This is a genomic window from Sphaerospermopsis aphanizomenoides BCCUSP55, from assembly GCF_001586785.1.
In the GTDB taxonomy this organism is placed as follows: domain Bacteria; phylum Cyanobacteriota; class Cyanobacteriia; order Cyanobacteriales; family Nostocaceae; genus Sphaerospermopsis_A; species Sphaerospermopsis_A aphanizomenoides_A.
Genome location: NZ_LUFH02000104.1, coordinates 1 through 20,682, shown reverse-complemented (window position 1 = coordinate 20,682; position 20,682 = coordinate 1). Strand labels below are relative to the sequence as shown.

Here is a 20,682-nt window from a genome sequence, read left to right as displayed (position 1 = left end):
TGTGTATTAAAAATCTCTCATCTTCTCCTTTTCCCACATAATATTACTATTTTGGAGATGTCTAATATGGTAACAGGATATTTTCCTCGCAATTTCACAGATGATCCTTTTATGGATGTTCTGGAAAATGACCCTGTACCTATTCTGCAACGTAATGGTAATATCCCTATAAAATTAGCGGAGGTGATAGATTTAGCTTTAACTGAAAAACCACAAATCTATTTTCAAAGTGCTGCAAAGTCCAAGGATGCACTCATCAATGTAATCCTGTAAATCCTAAAATCTTGGATATCTTGATTCTGACAATCTTATAAATCTCAAACAAAACCCTATATGCGCGCACAGATTCCCATTATAATAAAAGCATAATGGAAATTCAGAAATTTGTCAACTCCTGCCGTGATTAATTTCTTGAATTTCGGAATTAAGATTGATCAGATGTAAGGATTAATAGAATTTACAAATGTGTTTACTAGTCCTGAAAAAGATTACATTTAGTTAAGCTAGGTTAAAAACAAATTACAGATTATGTCTACAGAAATTCAAGATGAACTGCAAGAAGCGGTGGAACTAAGACGCAACTTTGCAATTATTTCTCACCCTGATGCTGGTAAAACTACACTGACTGAAAAGCTCTTATTATACGGAGGTGCTATCCACGAAGCAGGGGCAGTAAAAGCCAGGAGAGCGCAGCGCAAAGCGACTTCTGACTGGATGGCAATGGAACAACAACGGGGTATTTCTATTACATCAACAGTTTTACAATTTGTCTACCGTAACTGTCAAATTAATTTACTGGATACCCCTGGACACCAAGATTTCAGTGAAGACACTTATCGAACTTTAGCAGCCGCCGATAACGCGGTAATGCTGATTGATGCGGCTAAAGGGTTAGAACCCCAAACCCGGAAACTGTTTGAAGTGTGTAAGCTGAGGGGTATTCCTATTTTCACATTTGTGAATAAACTCGACCGTCCAGGACGGGAACCTTTAGAACTGTTGGATGAAATTGAGCAAGAATTGGGATTACAAACCTACGCAGTAAATTGGCCGATAGGGATGGGCGATCGCTTTAAAGGCGTATTTGACCGCCACCAACAGCAAATCCATTTATTTGAACGTAGCGCCCACGGTAGCCGAGAAGCCCGCGATACCATAGTTAATCTAGGTGATAGCAGCATTGAGCAACTACTAGAACAAGACCTTTACCACCAGCTTAAAGACGAGTTAGAGTTATTAGAAGGAGCAGGAGGGGAACTTGATTTAGAATTAGTGCATCAAGGAACAATGACACCTGTGTTTTTTGGTAGCGCCATGACTAACTTCGGGGTGGAGTTATTCCTCAAGTATTTTCTTGACTATGCCCTCAAACCAGGCATACATAACAGCAGCGTCGGCGAAATTCCTCCTACCTACCCGGAATTTTCAGGATTTGTGTTCAAACTCCAAGCCAACATGGACCCGAAACATAGAGATAGAGTCGCTTTTGTCCGGGTCTGCACAGGTAAGTTTGAAAAGGATATGACAGTGAATCATGCCCGCACAGGCAAGGTTGTCCGTCTATCTCGACCGCAAAAACTCTTTGCCCAAGAGCGAGAATCAATAGATGTCGCTTATCCTGGTGACGTGATTGGTTTGAATAATCCCGGTGTTTTTGCCATTGGCGATACAATTTATACAGGGCAAAAACTGGAATATGAGGGTATTCCCTACTTCTCACCAGAACTGTTTGCCACTCTCAGAAACCCCAACCCTTCAAAATTCAAGCAATTTCAAAAAGGCGTTTCCGAATTACGAGAAGAGGGTGCTGTACAAATTATGTACTCAATTGATGAAGCCAAGCGCGATCCAATTTTAGCAGCGGTTGGTCAGTTGCAATTTGAAGTGGTGCAGTTTCGCTTACAAAATGAGTATGGTGTGGAAACCATACTAGATTTATTGCCCTACAGTGTTGCTAGATGGGTTGAAGGCGGTTGGGAAGCGTTGAACCAGGTGGGACGTTTATTCAACACAACAACTGTAAAAGACAGTATGGGCAGACCTGTGTTGTTATTCCGCAATGAATGGAATTGTCAACAGTTGCAGGGAGACCATCCAGAGTTGAAATTAAGTGCAATTGCCCCCGTCTTTTCCAGTCAAAAACCGGATCTGGAATAATTCGTAATTCCTAATTAATGACTTCTACCTCCTGCCTTTTGCCTGTTGCGGACTCGCATCTATTTTTTGAATTTTGAATTCTGAATTTTGAATTTTGAATTTTGAATTTTGAATTTGATTGCGTGTATTACCTAGAAGCAATTGGAGTACCAAAATTTCTATGCCTTCATATAAAAAACCGTCTTTGGAGGCTGGTTTAGCTGCCCTCAAGCAGGAAAATTACTACGCTGCAATTACTCAACTTGCCCCTATTGCCAGCAGTACAAATCAGAGCAATACTTGTTTGCAGGCTAAAGTTGGTTTAGTCATGGCCTACGCACGCACAGGGGAAGTTGCTAAAGCGATCGCCCTGTGTAATGATCTCATTAACAGTAATAATCCGCAAGTTCAAGAGTGGGCAAAACTCGCTCTCGAACATTTAATGAAACGCATAAAACGCCACAAAACAAATAAAAAACCTGAAAATGGATTTGTGGCTGTTGATAACTCCTTAGTTTCTAGCACACTTTTACAGCAACAAGAAGGTCTACCAGAACACAATACGTCTCACACAGATATCCCCAAGACCACAATAACTGAAACAGTCAACATTTATTGGCGACAAGCCAGACGTGCTAAGGTATGGCAACCTCTCCGCAAATATAACTCAATTCCATCTCGGCTACTGGCCCTAGGGACATTTATGTCCATTTTTTGGGTCTTGTGGGGATTGCTTACTTTGACAATGGCTATAATCAACCAAATTTTAGACAAACTGCCCTATTTAAAACCATTACCACTTTTATATAGCAATCCTAGTTTATTAATATTAGTCCTATTGTTGGTTTTATGGGCATTATCTCCTTGGTTGCTAGATTGGCTATTAGCAGAATTTTATGGACAACAGCATTTATCTAAAGATATCTTGTACAGCCATAGTCGAGAGGCAGTTCGGGTAACACAACGTACTTGTCAATTGCGAGATTGGCCTGTTCCCAAACTCCAAATTTTACCAATAGCAGCACCTATGATGTTGACCTATGGTAATCTACCCCGTACAGCCCGGATTGTCGTTAGTCAAGGATTACTGGCAGCACTAAATGATGATGAAATAGCTGCTATTTACGCCTTAGCTTTAGGACAGATTGGCCGCTGGGATTTTTGGGTGATGTCTTTGGCTTTGCTGGTGACTTTACCGTTTTATCAACTGTATCAGCAAGCATCAACTTGGGGCAACAAAACCAAAAACCCATTTGGGCGCTGGACTGCTACAGCTTTGAGTTGTTTAAGCTATGGTATTTGGTGTTTACTGACTGGTACAACTTTACTCAATTCCCGGTCTCGGCTTTACTATAGCGATCGCATCTCAGCCGAAATTACAGGTAATCCTAATGGGCTAATTCGTGCCTTACTCAAAATTGCCATTGGTATTGCTAATGATATTAAACAACAAGAACATACAAGTTGGCAGTTGGAAAGTCTGAATATTGCCGCCCCAGTCAGCTACCAACAAAGCCTATGCTTAGGAAGTATCGCTGGTAATCTACCTTGGGAATCATTTTTAATGTGGGAAAACAGCAATCCCTATCGACGATGGTTTACTATTAATAATAGCCACCCATTGATAGGCGATCGCATCGAACGCCTCTGTCAAATAGCCCGTCATTGGCATCTCGAAACTGAAGTACATCTAACTATTCCCGAAGCCTTCCAGGTGAAACCGCAGTCCTTCCTCTTACAAATTGCCCCTTGGTTAGGAATCCCTCTGGGCTGTGTTTTGGCAGGTCTGTTCTGGTTAATGTGGCACACAGCATACACATTTAAACTAGTAAACCTGAAATGGATCTACGATGATTGGTCTTTCGTCACAGGGTTCTTGATGATCGGCTTTAGTATTGGTACAATCATGCGGCTAAATGCCTTCTTTCCTCAGATCAGATCCTTTAGTTTACAAACTGATGACCAACTGTCTAAGCTATTAACAAACCCATTTGTTTTACCAATTGATAGCGTCAGCGTCCGTCTTGTTGGTAAACTATTAGGCCGTCGTGGGACTAGCAACTGTCTAGCCCAAGACCTAATCCTACAATCCAGCACAGGTTTAGTGAAACTGCACCATATTCCTTGGTGGGGAATCTCACCCAGCAGCCAAGAATTGATAGGTCAGCAAATCATCATCACAGGTTGGTTACGACGAGGTGCAACCCCTTGGATTGATATCCAAACCTTGGAAACTCAAAGTGGCAAAATCATCAATAGCCCTCATCCCATTTGGTCTACTGTTTTGGCCGTCATCGCCCAAGCCTGGGGAGCATATATTATGTTGACCGCTCAATCTGTAGGAGGATGATATTATAGCCAGAAGCAGAGAGTGGCTTTTATCCGTAACAGCCCCCGAATTTATCAGTGGTGTCAGTCCCAAATCCAAAATCTCAAATTCAACATCGACTGACTAGAGAAAATGTAAAAAAAGTTGCAGACTTATTGCCCAAAATGTTACATTTGTTAATAAAAGTCTTAACAACTAAAGTAACTCAGCCCTCCAAAACTTTGATTGGTGGGATTGCTAATGCTAACCCATGCTCTTTCATTCCCCTAACACAGCAGCAAATCAACCAGCCAGGGGCTGGTTTTTGTTTCCAATTTTTCCCCTTGTCCAAAAATTGTATTTTATGCTACGATGAAATAATGCGATCAGCAAAAATGTAGATGCTGAACAAGTTACGTGGAAAATACCGTGATAATGTTAAGAAATGGTATTTGATTCTGCGAATAAAAGCTAGGAAAAATTCACTTACTGTGGCGGACTGTGGGCTATTAATTTGACAAATTTGAGAATTAAGGTGGTATTAGCAGGGCGTAGTGGCGCTTTTGTCTTAAATAAGCTTGATCCTAACAAAAAAACTGTATTGTATAGGTTGATAGTTTGGATTAAAAAAATTGGTTTAGGGCGATTTTAGTTAATAGCATCTATTTAAAAGCCAAAGCCAAGTGATTGTTTTTGTCTTCTCATGTTCATTTCAACTCTGGAGGTATAGTTCATGTCCGTTCGCCTGTATATAGGTAATTTGCCCAAAGAAGAAATAGATCGTCAAGAGTTACAAGCTGTATTTGCAGCTGAAGGCGATGCTGTCACCACCAAACTAATTAAAGACCGGAAAACAGGCAAATGTCGTGGTTTCGGTTTTCTAACGGTGAACAATGACGAACAAGCAGACCAAATTATTGAAAAGTATAATGGTCAATTGTTTAAAGACACTGCTATCAAGCTAGAAAAGGCATTACCTCGTACCAAAGGTGAAGAGGGTGAAGAGCAAGCTCCTAAAGCTGCTAGTCAAGCTAGTAGCACTCCTGCACCCAATACCAACAAAGAAAACCGCCGTGAAAAAGGTTCTAAGAAGTCTCGACGTGGTGGTGGTGGAAGTCGTGAAACAACTACCACTGTGGAAACAGACGCAATTCGTCCAGATCCACGTTGGGCTGATAAGTTAGAACAACTCAAGCAGATGTTGGCTGCTACCAACTGATCCTTTAGAGAAAAAGAGTTAAAAATTAAAAGTCACAAATAATGCTGATTTTTAATTTTGACCTAAAGAACCTGTCGGCAGACAGGAAAACGCTATTATTGATAGGTTTTTAGGTGATAACCAAGCCTAAATACTTAATAGTGGGGTTAAATACACCCGATCTTAAAGCCTGTAGACTAGACAGTGCCTACATTTCTAGGGTGAAATAGGTAGAAAAAGCAACAATGCTTGTTAGCATTAGTGAGCTTTTTTGTATCGGCTGTTCCTAGTGAAATGAAACAGCAATCAAAAAAATTAGTGAGCAGTAAGAATCGCCTCATCGGGCTTTCAGCACTGCTCATTTTTTTGTAGTGTGTGGGAGAGTAAAGGACTACTATTAATCAAAACTAAAACTTAGACACTCAAAGGCTTTTAGGGACTTCCAACTAAAAAAATATTCCATCGTTTGGGTCAGCAGGGGAAGCAGGGGGCGCAGGGGAGGAAGAATCTCATACTCATATTGGTTCTCACTCATTGAATAATTTAATTTCTGGAAGTCCCTTACTACTGTCACCTGTCACCTGCTATAACTGGAAATTTCTGCTCCTGAACTCCTAGACCATGACTCACGTCACGCTACGCGAACAGCAAACCCTAAATATTGAGATATATGTAGGTTTTTTGCGAAACTGTATCTTATTTAACAAAAAAAAATATTTTATAGGAATAGTATAAGTAAACACAATTATTCAAAAAATAATTACCTCGAATACATCTTGTGATTATGGAACAGTTGTTAATCATTAATTACCTAAATTCACAGGTAATTCATTATTAGGCTTTTGAATGAAGAAATAGTTTAAATTCCTGAATTAACATCATTAAATATCAATTTTTCTGCTGTGATATGGCTACAGTAACAATCTGTTACGACTAGTTAAATCTCCATTGATGATGGATAGATTTGCGCTGAATATGCATAAATTAATAAGATTGCATCTATCACAAGCATTGGATATTAATATACCAATTTAGGCATAATAAAATTAAATATTAAACTTGAAAAAAACTATCTAATTTGGTAGTAGACAAATATTTTTTTTGACATAATTAAATTAGAATGAAATGTAATAAAAGTTTCTAAATCATTCAGGTAAGCGTCATCAACGCCAGCTTGAAACCGCATACTACCTTGTGACAATCAGCAACACACATCTTATGAAGTCTACCACTGAAAAACGCATTGCCTTGATTTCCGTCCACGGTGATCCGGCGATTGAAATTGGGAAAGAGGAGGCTGGAGGACAAAACGTTTATGTCCGCCAAGTGGGTGAAGCACTATCCCAGCTAGGATGGCAAGTTGATATGTTTAGCCGTAAAGTGAGTGTTGATCAAGAAAATATTGTTCAACATAATTCTCGCTGTCGAACCATTCGGCTAACGGCCGGTCCTGTTGAATTTGTACCACGAGATAACGGTTTTAAATACTTGCCAGAATTTGTGGAACAGTTATTGAAATTTCAAAAAGAAAACGGCTTTAAATATGATTTGGTTCATACTAACTACTGGCTATCTAGTTGGGTAGGGTTGCAGTTAAAACAAATCCAAGGAAGTAAACAGGTTCACACATATCATTCTTTAGGAATAGTCAAATATAACTCAATAGAAAATATTCCTCTGGTTGCTAGTCAACGCCTAGCAGTGGAAAAAGAAGTGTTGGAAACAGCGGAAAGAATTGTGGCCACAAGTCCACAGGAAAAACAACACATGAGAACTTTGGTTTCCCATCAAGGAAACATTGATATTATTCCTTGTGGTACGGATATTCGTCGTTTTGGTTCAGTAGATAGAGAAACCGCAAGAGCAAAATTAGGAATTAAACCAGAAGACAAGGTTGTTTTATATGTAGGGCGTTTTGACCCCCGCAAAGGGATAGAAACCTTGGTACGTGCAGTGCGCGAGTCGCAGTTTTTTGGTGATAAAAATCTGAAGTTAATTATTGGTGGTGGAAGTACACCAGGTAACAGCGATGGTAGAGAACGCGATCGCATTGAGGGAATAGTTAAAGAATTAGGAATGAGTGAATTTACTGAATTTCCAGGTCTGCTTAAACAGGAAATTCTGCCAACTTATTACGCTGCGGCTGATGTTTGCGTTATTCCTAGTCATTATGAACCTTTTGGACTGGTAGCTGTGGAAGCAATGGCCAGTGGGACACCTGTTATAGCTAGTGATGTGGGTGGACTTCAGTTTACAGTTGTGAATGAAAACACTGGGTTATTAGTACCACCCCAAGATGTAACCGCTTTTAGTCATGCTATTGACCGCATTCTTAGTAATCCTCAATGGGGTGCAGAATTAGGTCAAACGGCTAATAGACGGGTGATGAGTAAGTTTAGTTGGGATGGTGTAGCTAGTCAGTTGGATGCACTATATACTGAACTGCTGCAACCTGTGAGGGAAAAAGAACCTGCTTTGGTAGCTAGTTAATAATTTTTTCGACGGGTAAAGGATTAGTTTTTTATATCCCCTGGTTTTTTAAGGGGATATTTTTTTATGTCTCACGCAAAGACGCAAAGGGAGGAAAGGAAGATTTTGTTCAGTTTAATAAGTTAAATATTCACTAGGTAATAAATCAATAAATTGACTTTCTATTTTAGAATTATTATAAGAATCTTTGTTAAACCAGGAAATAAATAACCGATTTTTTGCCCTGGTTAAAGCTACATAAAATAACCGTTTTTCCTCCTCGAATTTTTTATCTAATAAACTATAATAGTTAGGAAATTCCTCTTCACACATACCTGCTAAAAACACCGTATCAAATTCTAAACCCTTTGATTGATGTACTGTGATAATCATAACTTGATTATTATATTGAGAAATTTGATCTACGTTTTTCGCTAATGCTGTATATTCAAGGATATTCCTAAGTGCTGTATCAGGATGTAATTCTAAATTATCTCGTTCTTGAAAAATTTTCACCAAATTTTTAAAACTTTCTAACCTTTTTGGTTCATGCTCTTGATAATAGTCATACAAACCAGATTCTATTAATATCTTACCTAATAAATCTGCTGGGCGGATTTTTTGACTGGCATTTTTCCAAGTTTCAATGTCATTCGCTAAGGTTTCAAATTGTTCACCATAACGATAAACTAAAGCTTGACGATAATCAGCATGAACTTTAATTAAAGGTATTAAAATCGCTAATAGTTCTACTGTTGTACGCGCATCATCAATAGCGCGATGAGTTGGTAATTGATTGAGGTTTAATTGATTTGCTAACGATTCTAATTTATAACTATTTGCTGAAATAAAACGTTTTGCTAAATCCCAGGTATCTCCCCATTGAAGTTGAGGAGTTGATAAACCTAATTTTTGAGCATCAGCTATAATCATTTTAATATCAAAACCGAGATTATGTCCAACCAAAAAAGCATCTTGGATAAAATCTAGAAACTCTGAAAATACATCAATTGCATCTCTACCATTTACGGCTAAAAATTCATCACTATAACCATGTATTTGTGCTGAATATCCCACAGTAACAGTATTATTAATATAATGATGGAATTCTGATGTAATCTCACCATTAATTAATTTAATTGCTGCAATTTCAACTACCTCATCTTTACCTGTGATCAAACCAGTTGTTTCCACATCAAAAACTACAATTGTTCCTGAATCATAAGCAGTAATTAAATCACTAAATGGATCACCATCAATAAAAGTTGATGTTGATGCCATATCCGTTAATTTAAAACCGCAATCTTCTCCTTCTTTAATGATATGATTGAGAGTAGTATTACCAATTCCCCGACTAGGACGCAGTAACATTCTTAACAGTGAAGTTGTATCAAAAGGATTGACAATAAAACGTAAATAAGCAAGAGCATCTTTAATTTCTTGACGGGCAAAAAAATGATGTTGTTCAACTGTGATACAGGGAATATTGAATTTTTCTAAAGTTTGACTAATTACACCAATGCGTTTATGATTTCTCGTTAAAACAGCAATTCGATTATATGGAAAATCAGGATTATTTTTAGATAAATTTTGAATTTGTTCAGCAATCCATTTTGCTTCATCATATTCATTTTTAGCTGCATAAATTGGAATTAATTCACCATTTTCACAATTGGTTGCAGGAGTTATTTTTGTATATCGAATTGCAAAAGAATCAGCAAAACCAGAAGCGGTATTAAGTAAAATTTTAGTAGCGCGATAATTCCAAGTTAGAGAATATTCTTGAGGTTGAAACTGTTGTTTAAATTGACTTACTACTTCTTCGGGTTCTGAACCTCTCCATTCATAAATAGTTTGATCTAAATCACCAATTATGGCTATATTGCCAGTGCGAGATGCTAAACATTTAACAATTTCATATTCAGATAAATGAGTATCTTGAACTTCATCTACTTGAATAAAATCAAAACGGTTTTCCCATGTTTGTTTTATTTCTGGATAATAGGAAAACAAGGAACGAATATAAAAGATTAAATCAGCAAAGTCTAAAGCATGACGTTCTTGTAATAAATTTTGATATTTACTAGCTAATTTTGCATCATCTATTCCTAATAGTGCAAATAATTTTTCTAGAGGATAATGAGGAGATAGTTGTAAATAACTAGCTTTGATTTTGCAATCTGTTATTTGTGATAATTTATCTTGAGCTTTTTTATCGTCACGTAATCGAAAAATACCTTTAACTATTCCTAAGCAGTCAGTATCATCATAAACTACAAAATCTGCTGGTAAACCAATATTTTTTGCTTCTATTCTGAGGATGGAGGTACATAAACTATGAAATGTTTTGATGGTGATATAGCGAAATTGTTCAGGACACATTTTTGCTAACCGTTCTTGCATTTCTTTTGCTGCGCGGTTAGTGAAGGTTAAACAGAGGATTTTTTCTGGGGGAATACCTGCTGCAATAGCTTTGACTACTCTTGATGATAAGACGCTGGTTTTTCCAGTTCCTACGGGAGCTAATATTAATAATGCTCCTTCGATGTGGTTGATGATTTTTAGTTGTTCGGGGTTGAGTTGGGTTGGGGACATCATAAATAATCGTTATTACAGTTCAGGACTTACGCACGAGTCACGGAATATCGTTCGCGGAGCGTGCCGTCAGGCATACCGCAGAGGACGCAGAGAACACAGAGGAATAGGAGTTTGGGAGAGTTTTTGCGTAAGTCCTACAGTTAATATTGTTTATTGACTCAAACAACGAAAGTTGACCTTCTCTTTTTAGTATCCAACTGTCTTACCCTATCCGTTCTCCAATATCTTCTAATACACATAAAATTCTCGTCATGTCAGGTTTTAGCAATAAATTATCTATATTCCCGTATTTTCAACCTTTTTCCTGAGAGAGTCCAAAAACTGATGCGTTTAGCTTTGTTCACTCCCGGTGCAAAGGGTAAAGTGATATAGAGAGTTAAGCAGGTAAGACGATGGAAGTTCAAGAAATCAAAAAATTCCCCAAACCCAGAAAACTAGACAGTGAACCAACCCCCTCTCAACACATCAAGATATTAGATTGCAATGAACCAGTTAGTAGAGTGCTTTTTGAGTGCTGGCATTGTAAACAAGGACTTTTGAGTGAAGTAGATGTCACCGCTTCACAGTATCTAGAAATCACTTGCCCCAACTGTGGTAAAACAGGTTTGAGATTAATGGCAGATAAAGTGCTGTCAACTACCGCTATTCCTTCACCCTGGCAGTAAAAGCTACTTGCATTAGGCATTGGGCATGAAAAATCTTCCATGCCATAACCCGCTATACCCTATTCCCGACCCCGACAAAAGTAGTTGTCTAAGTCCTGAATTAAACCCAGAAATGTTATGTTTCTGGGTTGGTTTTTTTTATACAGCATTTTTACAACAACAGATAGAAATAATAGAATTTTGGATTTTGGAAATTTGTCAGCCTCAGTTGAAATAATTGGAGATATTTAAACTGGGAAACTTGTTCTTAATCTGGCTGGGAATAGAAGCATTGCCACAATTATTTTTCTGGTTTGATATTAAATATCAAATTCCTATGAAAAGAAAATAATTTTTTGTTAAAGCTGCTAATATCGCTATTTTAATTTAGTATTATTTATATATAGAAGACTACCATTTTCTTGCGTGTTATTACTTACAATAAATACCGAATAATTTTTTTAGTTTTTAGGAGATTTTATGCTACCTCTACACAAATATACCACCCAATCTTTAGTTTTTGCATTAGTTTCGTTAGGTTTATTAATCACTCCCCACCAGGCAAAGGCTGTGACAATAACTCCTTTAACATCCCAAGATGCTACTCCTGGTTTTGATGATACAGACTTTAATTTATTGCTTGACAACGGAGATTTTAAAGAACTGTTCGTAGCTGAAGGTCGAATTGGTAATAATGCTGGTAACGGCACCCAGGAATTAAGTATTAACAGAGATGTGAGAGCGGCTGAAAAACCAGGTCAACCGATTATTCAAGATCAGTTGACCTGGGGAAATGGAAAGTTATGGGATTTTAAATTGCAATATGATGGAAGTAAGGTTACTTACGAAATTTTCGAGTCTGGTAATTCCGCTGCTGCAAAAATACTATCTACTACAGAATTTACTGGGCCAGCCACAGATATATTCCTACGTACTCGTGCCAGAGATAACACCACTAGCACCACTAGCAACTCAATCACATTGAGCGACCTTGTTTTTAACGGTACATCAATAGGTAATCTCTCTTCTGTGGGTTCAGCGACAAAAGATATAGACTATTTGCACCTCAGTAATATCACCACTAACTTTACCTTAACGGGCAAAACATCCTTTAGCTGGACAGGTGCTACTCCCACAAATTCTAATCTGGCGTTTCAGATTAAAGTCGGAACTTCTCCACAATCTGCATCTGTACCAGAATCTGTACCAGAGCCAGGTATGTTAGGTGGTATATGCTTGGTAGCTACTATGGGCATTGCTGTGAGTAAAAGAAAGAAAGTCGCTGTTTAGTCAGGTTAGCTAAAATTTGTTGTGGAAAAATTAAATCAATCCTCAAAAGTAACCGTTAGAATAATTCTGAAGGAAATCGGAATATCTGACGGTTTTTGCTGAAATCCAAAATCCAAAATCTAAAATCGGATGACTAATCGTTTTGCAACCCGTTGATTTTACTACTCTCAAAGCTGCCTGTAGCGAACTACGGGCTAACTGGCTACCTGCGCGGACAGAACAGGTTTACCAGCGCGATCGCTATACTATTGCCATAGCCTTACGAACCATGAAAAAGCGGGATTGGCTAGATATTTCTTGGCATCCCCAAGCTACCCGCATTTGTATTGGTGAACCACCACCACGCACACCAGATACATTCACCTTTAGTCAACAACTAATTCATCAGTTGGGTGGTTTGGCGTTGGTAGCAATTGATTTTATCGCCCCTTGGGAGCGTGTTGTTGATTTAAAATTTGCCCGTCGTCCAGGAGAAGCAGCACTTTATCATCTGTATGTCGAAGTGATGGGTAAATACAGTAATGCCATTCTTACTGATGCCAGAAATGAAATTATCACCGCAGCCCATCAAGTTAGTCAACAGCAATCTAGTGTCCGTCCCATCCAAACTGGACAAACTTACGAAACACCACCCAAACTGACAGGAACTATTCCCAGTTTGAGCGAATCGCAACCACGCTGGCAAGAACGAGTAAGCTTAGTACCAGGCGCGATTAAAAAGCAGTTACTCAAAAGTTATAGTGGTTTAAGTGCGGCTTTGTTAGATTCCATGTTGCTGGCAGCCAATATATCACCAGAAACAACCACCGATACTTTAACTACTGATGATTGGGATAGACTATTTGCACGTTGGCAAGAATGGCTACAAGCCTTAGAAGGTGATAAATTCCAACCTGCTGGGAAAGAAAACGGCTATACCGTCATGGGTTGGGGTGGAGTCGCACCAGCCAAAAACATCCAAGAATTACTTAACCAATATTACACAGACCAATTAAATCAACAATTATTTTCCCAACTGCGTCATCAATTGACTCAGAAATTGAGTAATATTTTGGGTAAGTTAGGTACTAAAGCTCAAACTTTTAAAGATAGATTACAACAATCAGATCAAGCAGACGAATATCGCCAAAAAGCTGATTTATTGATGGCGCATCTGCACAACTGGGAACCAGGAATGAAAGAAATGATCCTGGCAGATTTTGAGACAAACCAACCAGTGGCGATCGCCCTCCAACCAGATAAAAACGCTGTCCAAAATGCCCAACGCCTTTATAAACAGCACCAAAAACTTAAACGCGCCCGTGCTGCTGTTGAACCCTTGCTGTTAGAAGTGCAAGCAGAAATTGATTATTTGGAACAAGTAGAAGCGGCAATCTCCCAAATCGACAAATACCAAACAGCAGAAGATTTACAAGCACTCGAAGAAATCCGTGATGAACTAATTGGGCAAAAATATTTAGAAGACTTAGAATATCGTCGCCGCAGTACAACCGATACAGCAAGTACCAACTTTCATCGTTACCGCACTCCCAGCGGCTTTGAAGTTTTAATTGGTCGTAACAATAACCAAAATGATTATCTGACATTTCGTGTCGCCGGAGACTATGACCTGTGGTTTCACGCCCAAGAAATTCCCGGTAGTCATGTTTTACTGCGCTTAGAACCTGGTAAAATCCCAGAAGAAGCGGATTTACAATATACAGCTAACCTGGCTGCTTATTTTAGTCGCGCCCGTCAAAGCGACCAAGTACCAGTGGTTTACACCCAACCCAACCGCGTTTATAAACCTAAAGGTGCTAAACCCGGACTTGTCGTATATAAGCAAGAAACTATCATTTGGGGAAAACCGCAGGGAATAGGTGACAGGTGACAGGTGACAGGTGACAGTCAAGAGGGAATAGGCAAAAGTCAGTAAACATTGATAACTGATAACTGACAACTAACGCTCTTCCCTGGAATATAAAGACCGACTTATCCAAGGGTAGATATTTTTTGAGATTTTTACATGAAAAATCTGTACTGACTGTTACAATCTTGTTAAGAAAAGTTGCCCGTTGCATTTTGGGAACGCGCAATTTGGTTTTGACTCTATTGAGAAGACAACACGAACAACGTTTTTAGACCAGCCTGTGGGAGGGCTGGTCTTTTACTTAAAAAGATGAGTTTAAAAGTAGATCAGGAGTTCAGGAGTATGGCTTACGCCACGCTTCGCTATCAGGAGTTCAGGAGTTCAGGAGGAAGAAGGTAAATATTTCTCCCTTACACCCTACACCCTACACCCTACACCCTACGCCCTACTGTCACCTGTCACCTGTCACCTGTCACCTAACTCTTAGAAACTGAAGGTAGTTCTCAAAGCACCAATTACCACATCATCATTAGTATCGTTATGGTCTGGTGCTGTTATCCAAATAACACCAGGGGTAATGGTGATATTGTCACTAATTTTGTATTGATAAAATGCCTCAATATGATATGAGGTATCTGAATCTTCAGGTATTGATGTGCTGGAATTAGTAACTTTTGGTTCCATACCGACGATAATACCAGCTAAATTACCTTTTTTGCCCAAGTCTGGGAAACCAAGGGTAACGGCATAGTTCCAAATATCTACATCTCCTTTTGTCCCTGTTAAAACTTTGCTGTTGGTATATCCAGCCCAACCACCTAAGACAAATTTATCACTGATGCCAACAGATGCTTGGACACCATAAGAATTGCTAGAAAAAGCTTCACTGGTAATATCAGATGTTGCAGCGTTACTGCCTGTCAGTAGTGGTTGGTTGTAGGAATTGATGTAGGTTAAACCAAGGGTAATGCGATCGCTTGGTTTAACTGTCAACTGTGCCAAAGCACCATAGGGACCATCAAACAAACCACTTCCAGAACTGGGGTCATTAGCTGAAGCCGCTAAATACCCTAAACTTAATGTCAAATTCTTATTGAATTGGTGATTTACTCCCAAACCTGCACCACCAATTTGGTTATAGATGGGGTTGCGTGTACCAAAAGTAGATAAAGCACCAAACGCCCCATCACCATCGAAGATATTAACTGTGCTGGTCAGGTCGTCAGCTGCACCACCAGTAGCAATGGCTATGGCCTGTGTTTTTTGACCTATTGGGAATTTATACCACAGTGTACCTAAGAAAGCGTTGGTAGTACCAGTACCATCACCTTTAAAAAACAAGTTTCCCTCGTTTGTACCAACAGGAGGAGTGCCGATATTATTACTCTCAATTCTGGTAAACAGGGTATCTTTGCCTGTAAAGCTGCTGACAAATTCAATTCTTGCCCGTGCGCCTAGTGTTGTGCTTTCATTGGTAGCGTTGTTACCAGCAAAAACATCGCTAAAAACAGCAACTACTTGACCTTGCAGTTTGCTAGTAGTAGAAAATTGATTTGCTTCTAACTCAGCCGCCCTAGCTTCCAGTGCATCCACACGCCCTCTCAAGGTTGCTAGTTCAGCCGCAAATTCTTCTCGTAGTTTTTGCAGTGTGGCTAAATCTTGTTTTGTTACCAGATCCGCAGTAGCAGTGGCAATTAATTCGTTAACTCGATCTAAACAAGCATTTAAACCGGCTGCAAATTCATATCTGGTCATAGCACGATTACCACGATAAGTACCGTTGGGATAACCTGCAATACAACCGTAGCGTTCTACTAAAGATTGTAAAGCTTGGAATGCCCAATCTGTGGGTTGTACATCTGATAACTGAGATACTGATGTTACTTGTGATATCAATTCTTGTTGATTAATATTCTCGGTTTTTAACGTTACATTAGTCACTCCCACTGGTTCACTAGTTTTTGTTGTTTTTGGTGCTTCCCCAGCAGATGCAGCAGTAGTCATAGAAAGCATCGCACCACAAATTGCCGGACTTGCTAGTAGATATGCCCAGAATTTTTGCATTGTTTCGTTTCCTCACACCTATTTACAGTTGATATCTGTACCACACATATAGCAGGGTACATCTGCTAAAAAATATTCTTCAAATAATAACAATAATAAGAAGTATTTTTTACCAGTAGGTCAACAAATCGTGATGAATTGGTAAATCCATAAAACAACAGGGAAAAAATTATTATGCACTAAAAAAACCTGGTTGTTATTACTGGCACAGGAAAATTTTGTCAAAATTGCATGATATTATTGCTAATCTTGCGTGATAATGATAATTATTATATAAAAATATCAGAAAAATTGGGCTGCTGATCAACAAAAATCTTGATGCACCTACAGCCAGTATTATTAAGGAGGGGAATATCAGTGATGAGAAATTATCTAAAACTCGTAGTCACTAGAAAAAGAAGCAATATTCTGGGTTTAATGACGCTACTGATATTATCATTTGGCACTTTTGGATGTAATGAATCCAACAATCAAACAGAAACTATTGCGGAAAACACATCAGTGGCAGATTCAAATAAATCTAAATTTATAACAACATTTTTACCTATGTATTTGTTTACTAAAGCGGTAGCTGGAGAGGTAGCAGATGTAGAGATTTTAGTACCACCAGGCACGGATATACATGATTATCAGGCGACACCGGATAATGTAAAAGCGATCGCCACGGCTAATGTTTTAGTAAAAAATGGCTTAGGTTTAGAGGAATTCCTGAAAGATACAGTTAAAAATGCCCAAAATTCTAAATTAGTAGAAATTGATGCCAGTAAAAGTATTAAAGTTATAAATGATATTTCTCCCGTGGAGGAAATAAAAGAGAAAAACCACGACCACAACCACAAACATGAACACGCACAAGGAAATCCTCATGTTTGGTTAGATCCTGTTTATGCTAAACAGCAAGTCATCAATATTCGGGATGGTTTAATAACTGCTGATCCAGGGAATAAAACAACTTATGAGGCGAATGCTGCGGCTTATATTCAGGAATTAGACAAATTAAATAAGGAATTTCAACAAACTTTACAAAAGACTCCTAATTGCACATTTATTACTTTTCATGATGCCTTTCCCTACATAGCCAAACGTTATAATCTCAAACAAGTTGCAGTTGTAGAAATTCCTGAAGATCAACTTTCACCAGCAGATGTACAGAATACTATTAATACAGTAAAAAAGTACAAAATTAAAGCCTTATTTAGTGAACCAGGAGTAGATAACAAATTACTGACTAGCCTTTCCAAAGATTTGAAATTAACTTTGTATCCTCTAAATTCTTTAGAAAATGGTGAAACAAACCCGCAGTATTATTTTCAGGCAATGAAAGATAATTTAAAGAATTTATCAACAGGATGTAAATAATTCGTAATTCGTAATTCGTAATTCGTAATTTTGATCCATAATTCTTTGATGGTGAAAATACCTGTATTTATCCATTCCATTAATCTAAAATCCAAAATCCAAAATCCAAAATCGAATGATTGAAGACCAGCAACTAATGACATTGCCGATTTTAAAAGTAGAGGGATTAACTGTCTATCAAGGAAACTTTCTGGCTGTACGGGATGTTTCCTTTGAATTATTTCCAGGTACAGATACAGCTATAGTTGGACCAAATGGCGCAGGTAAAAGCACCTTAGTTAAGGCGATTTTAGATTTGATTCCTCGCAGTGCTGGTACGATTGAAATATTTGGTCGTCCAATTTCCAGGTTAGGAAATTTACGTAACCAGTTGGGTTATATGCCACAAAATTTTATTTTTGATCGAAGTTTTCCTATTTCTGTGAGTGAGTTAGTAGGACTGGGAATAGGTGACAGAGAACAGGTGAGGCAGTCCGGTCTTGGGGGTTTCCCCCAGGAGGAACTGCCGCACTCCGAAGGGGTGACAGATGACAGTACACAGGTAAAACGTAAGAATAAACATATATTTTTTCCCCAGTTTTGGCAAAATTATCGGGAAAAAACAGCAGCAGTGAAAGCAGCTTTACAGCGAACCGATGCTTATCACCTGCGAAATCAGGCTATTGGGACTCTTAGTGGTGGTCAACTCAAACGAGTATTGCTGGCTTATTGTTTGGTGACACCGCGCAAATTATTGGTACTAGATGAAGCTTTTGCTGGGGTAGATATGCAAGGTGCGGCTGATTTTTATTCTTTACTCAATGAGTTAAAACGAGAAGAGGGTTGGACGGTTTTACAGGTTTCCCATGATATTGATATGGTAAACCGTCATTGCGATCGCGTCCTCTGTTTGAATCAAACTGTTGTCTGTACTGGCCATCCAGAAATTGCCCTTTCACCGCAAAATCTTTTAGCAACTTATGGACCAGGTTTTAGTCGTTATCAACACAAGCATTAAAGGAGTTCAGAAGTATGGCTTACACCCAGCTTTGCTATCAGGAAAAAGAATTAATTTTTCACATCTTGTCTTACTTCTTCCTATCAATCTTTTTCATCTAGATGTTCAGCTACTGCTTGATAAAGATGGAAAATATGACTATCATGGAGGTGATAGAAAACATTTCGTCCCTGTTTCCGGTAAGTTACCAAACGCATGGCGCGTAAGTTTCGCAATTGATGAGAAACAGCAGATTCACTCATATCTAGTAAAGCCGCTAAATCACTTACACAAAATTCTTTATTAGCTAACAAAGAAAGAACTCTCAGCCGATTAGCATCTCCTAAGAAACTAAAAAATTCTGCCATGCGTTGGGCTTTTTCTGTGCTGATTAGTTCATTGGGAATGGCTTCAAGAAGATTATTATCTAAAGTAAATTGGGGATTAGATTGAATCATGATTGGTGATTAAATGATTTTTTATGGAAAAAGAAATAATTTTTAACTTTTTAAAATTTCACTATTTAATCTTCAATTGAAGATTGAGTGCCAGAATAAAAGATAATCTATTTACAGTAGAGATAAAAATAACTGTAAATTGAAAATATGGATTTATTGATTGATATTCAAAGCAGCTTGCTAGTAATTACAAATAGTCAAGACTTGGTGAACTTGTTACAATTTTCATTCATGCAACGTGCCATCATTGGTGCTGTATTAATGGGAATATTGGGCGGTTTACTTGGTTGCTTTGTCACTTTGCGCCAGTTGTCATTTTTTAGCCATGCTGTTGGTCATGCAGCATTAGTAGGTGTAGCTTTAGGCGTGTTACTCAATATCAATCCTACATGGATGTTGTTACCGTTTACCTTAATTTTTGGTGTGATTGTCCTCTACTTAATCGACAAAACGGATTTAGCTAGTGATAGCGTTCTTAGTATAGTCCTATCAGGAGCATTAGCGATCGGTGTGATCCTCACCAGCATGATTAAAGGATATCGGGGTAACTTGATGGCGGTATTATTTGGCGATATTTTAGCCATTGATAATACAGATTTAATTTTGACATTGCTGGTACTGGTGGTTAGCAGCATTTTTTTATTATCAACATTGCGATCGCAAATTTTGTTAACCCTTAACCCCGATGTTGCCCAGGTACAAGGCGTTCCTGTTCAATTATATCGTTACGGGTTCGTCGTTTTGCTATCTTTAGCCGTAGCCGTAGCCATTAAAGCTGTTGGTGTTTTGTTGGTAAATGCCTTTTTAGTAATTCCCGCTGCTACCGCTAAACTCATGAGTCATCATTTTAGCTGGTTTTTGCTGCTGTCGGTGCTTGTCGGTTCTACAAGCAGTATTACTGGAATTATGGTTTCTGGGGTGTTTAACCTGGCTTCTGGACCAAGTATTGTTCTGGTGCAGTTCCTGGTGTTTATCGTCGTTTTTACCTGGGTAAAGTTAGGGATAAAAGCAGCCTAAAAATTTTTTCTTTAAACCCCTTGACGAATCCTGTTTCTTTTGCTAAATTTAGTAATCGTGGCGAACAAATAAAGCCCGCGCCGGGATAGCTCAGTTGGTAGAGCAGAGGACTGAAAATCCTCGTGTCACCAGTTCAAATCTGGTTCCTGGCATACCTTCTGGAAAATTGAATAGATGAGATGTATTGCCTAGATTTTGACTATTTACTTTTCAAATCTAGGCAATTTTTCATCGGCTTGGCTCAATTTAGCAATAAGTACCTAAGCAAAATTAATTTTATATTCCTTTCCAAATTCTCGAATGATTTTTTCAACAT

At 38.5% G+C, this 20,682-nt stretch carries 14 protein-coding genes, 1 tRNA gene and 1 pseudogene; 13 read left to right on the top strand and 3 right to left on the bottom strand.

All coding sequences use genetic code 11. From position 1 onward, the window contains the following. The 5 genes and pseudogenes from A0J48_RS21785 to A0J48_RS21765 form a co-directional block, all read left to right on the top strand. Window positions 1-273, top strand: a pseudogene (locus A0J48_RS21785) (hypothetical protein); the annotation flags it as partial. A gap of 255 nt (window positions 274-528) precedes the next feature. Continuing rightward, entirely contained in the window at window positions 529-2,157 is a 1,629-nt protein-coding gene (gene prfC, locus A0J48_RS21780) for a peptide chain release factor 3 (protein WP_200326682.1), read from the top strand. Window positions 2,158-2,317: 160 nt separating this feature from the next. Further along, on the top strand, window positions 2,318-4,486 hold the full coding sequence (locus A0J48_RS21775) for a M48 family metalloprotease (protein ID WP_200326681.1): 2,169 nt from the start codon (window positions 2,318-2,320) through the stop codon (window positions 4,484-4,486). A 691-nt stretch (window positions 4,487-5,177) separates the two neighbouring features. Next, window positions 5,178-5,663, top strand: coding sequence for an RNA recognition motif domain-containing protein (locus A0J48_RS21770; protein WP_200326680.1), 486 nt, complete (start codon window positions 5,178-5,180; stop codon window positions 5,661-5,663). 1,197 nt (window positions 5,664-6,860) lie between these two features. Then, complete coding sequence (locus tag A0J48_RS21765; protein ID WP_200326679.1) at window positions 6,861-8,132, top strand: glycosyltransferase family 4 protein; 1,272 nt, start codon at window positions 6,861-6,863, stop codon at window positions 8,130-8,132. Between the two features lie 114 nt (window positions 8,133-8,246). Here the strand turns inward: A0J48_RS21765 and A0J48_RS21760 are convergent, their stop codons facing one another. Continuing rightward, a complete protein-coding gene (locus A0J48_RS21760; RefSeq protein ID WP_200326678.1) occupies window positions 8,247-10,709 on the bottom strand; it encodes a 3'-5' exonuclease in 2,463 nt (820 codons plus the stop codon). 392 nt (window positions 10,710-11,101) lie between these two features. On the opposite strand from A0J48_RS21760, the gene A0J48_RS21755 reads away from it, so the two are divergent. The 4 genes from A0J48_RS21755 to A0J48_RS21745 all read left to right on the top strand — a co-directional run bounded on the left by A0J48_RS21755 (window position 11,102) and on the right by A0J48_RS21745 (window position 14,513). Continuing rightward, complete coding sequence (locus A0J48_RS21755) at window positions 11,102-11,374, top strand: hypothetical protein (RefSeq protein ID WP_200326677.1); 273 nt, start codon at window positions 11,102-11,104, stop codon at window positions 11,372-11,374. Window positions 11,375-11,399: 25 nt separating this feature from the next. Beyond that, window positions 11,400-11,591: a hypothetical protein gene (locus A0J48_RS27220; protein ID WP_234301084.1), complete on the top strand. Its 192-nt coding sequence runs from the start codon at window positions 11,400-11,402 to the stop codon at window positions 11,589-11,591. A 242-nt stretch (window positions 11,592-11,833) separates the two neighbouring features. Next, complete coding sequence (locus A0J48_RS21750; protein WP_200326676.1) at window positions 11,834-12,643, top strand: choice-of-anchor W domain-containing protein; 810 nt, start codon at window positions 11,834-11,836, stop codon at window positions 12,641-12,643. A gap of 142 nt (window positions 12,644-12,785) precedes the next feature. Continuing rightward, window positions 12,786-14,513 (top strand): Rqc2 family fibronectin-binding protein, encoded by a 1,728-nt coding sequence (locus A0J48_RS21745; RefSeq protein ID WP_200326675.1) that lies wholly within the window; start codon window positions 12,786-12,788, stop codon window positions 14,511-14,513. Between the two features lie 462 nt (window positions 14,514-14,975). On the opposite strand, the gene A0J48_RS21740 is transcribed toward A0J48_RS21745, so the two are convergent. Then, a complete protein-coding gene (locus tag A0J48_RS21740) occupies window positions 14,976-16,556 on the bottom strand; it encodes an iron uptake porin (protein WP_200326674.1) in 1,581 nt (526 codons plus the stop codon). A 360-nt stretch (window positions 16,557-16,916) separates the two neighbouring features. On the opposite strand from A0J48_RS21740, the gene A0J48_RS21735 reads away from it, so the two are divergent. Both A0J48_RS21735 and A0J48_RS21730 read left to right on the top strand, forming a co-directional pair. Continuing rightward, complete coding sequence (locus A0J48_RS21735; protein ID WP_234301083.1) at window positions 16,917-17,915, top strand: metal ABC transporter substrate-binding protein; 999 nt, start codon at window positions 16,917-16,919, stop codon at window positions 17,913-17,915. 136 nt (window positions 17,916-18,051) lie between these two features. Continuing rightward, window positions 18,052-18,912 (top strand): metal ABC transporter ATP-binding protein, encoded by an 861-nt coding sequence (locus A0J48_RS21730; protein ID WP_200326684.1) that lies wholly within the window; start codon window positions 18,052-18,054, stop codon window positions 18,910-18,912. Between the two features lie 83 nt (window positions 18,913-18,995). Here A0J48_RS21730 and A0J48_RS21725 read toward each other — a convergent pair whose 3' ends face one another. Continuing rightward, on the bottom strand, window positions 18,996-19,259 hold the full coding sequence (locus A0J48_RS21725; RefSeq protein ID WP_411841141.1) for an ArsR/SmtB family transcription factor: 264 nt from the start codon (window positions 19,257-19,259) through the stop codon (window positions 18,996-18,998). Between the two features lie 237 nt (window positions 19,260-19,496). Here A0J48_RS21725 and A0J48_RS21720 point away from each other — a divergent pair, with 237 nt between their 5' ends. Together A0J48_RS21720 and A0J48_RS21715 are read left to right on the top strand one after the other, a co-directional pair. After that, window positions 19,497-20,366 (top strand): metal ABC transporter permease, encoded by an 870-nt coding sequence (locus A0J48_RS21720; RefSeq protein WP_200326672.1) that lies wholly within the window; start codon window positions 19,497-19,499, stop codon window positions 20,364-20,366. A gap of 79 nt (window positions 20,367-20,445) precedes the next feature. Continuing rightward, window positions 20,446-20,518: transfer RNA gene (locus A0J48_RS21715), tRNA-Phe, on the top strand. Window positions 20,519-20,682: the final 164 nt, after the last annotated feature.

Excerpts from the sequence above, each read along its gene's own strand:
- A0J48_RS21720 (WP_200326672.1), top strand. The coding sequence starts at position 19,497 with ATGGATTTATTGATTGATATTCAAAGCAGCTTGCTAGTAATTACAAAT.
- A0J48_RS21740 (WP_200326674.1), bottom strand. The coding sequence starts at position 16,556 with ATGCAAAAATTCTGGGCATATCTACTAGCAAGTCCGGCAATTTGTGGT.
- A0J48_RS21755 (WP_200326677.1), top strand. The coding sequence starts at position 11,102 with ATGGAAGTTCAAGAAATCAAAAAATTCCCCAAACCCAGAAAACTAGAC.
- A0J48_RS21750 (WP_200326676.1), top strand. The coding sequence starts at position 11,834 with ATGCTACCTCTACACAAATATACCACCCAATCTTTAGTTTTTGCATTA.
- A0J48_RS21760 (WP_200326678.1), bottom strand. The coding sequence starts at position 10,709 with ATGATGTCCCCAACCCAACTCAACCCCGAACAACTAAAAATCATCAAC.
- A0J48_RS27220 (WP_234301084.1), top strand. The coding sequence starts at position 11,400 with ATGAAAAATCTTCCATGCCATAACCCGCTATACCCTATTCCCGACCCC.
- prfC (WP_200326682.1), top strand. The coding sequence starts at position 529 with ATGTCTACAGAAATTCAAGATGAACTGCAAGAAGCGGTGGAACTAAGA.
- A0J48_RS21775 (WP_200326681.1), top strand. The coding sequence starts at position 2,318 with ATGCCTTCATATAAAAAACCGTCTTTGGAGGCTGGTTTAGCTGCCCTC.
- A0J48_RS21765 (WP_200326679.1), top strand. The coding sequence starts at position 6,861 with ATGAAGTCTACCACTGAAAAACGCATTGCCTTGATTTCCGTCCACGGT.
- A0J48_RS21770 (WP_200326680.1), top strand. The coding sequence starts at position 5,178 with ATGTCCGTTCGCCTGTATATAGGTAATTTGCCCAAAGAAGAAATAGAT.
- A0J48_RS21730 (WP_200326684.1), top strand. The coding sequence starts at position 18,052 with ATGACATTGCCGATTTTAAAAGTAGAGGGATTAACTGTCTATCAAGGA.
- A0J48_RS21735 (WP_234301083.1), top strand. The coding sequence starts at position 16,917 with ATGAGAAATTATCTAAAACTCGTAGTCACTAGAAAAAGAAGCAATATT.
- A0J48_RS21725 (WP_411841141.1), bottom strand. The coding sequence starts at position 19,259 with ATGGCAGAATTTTTTAGTTTCTTAGGAGATGCTAATCGGCTGAGAGTT.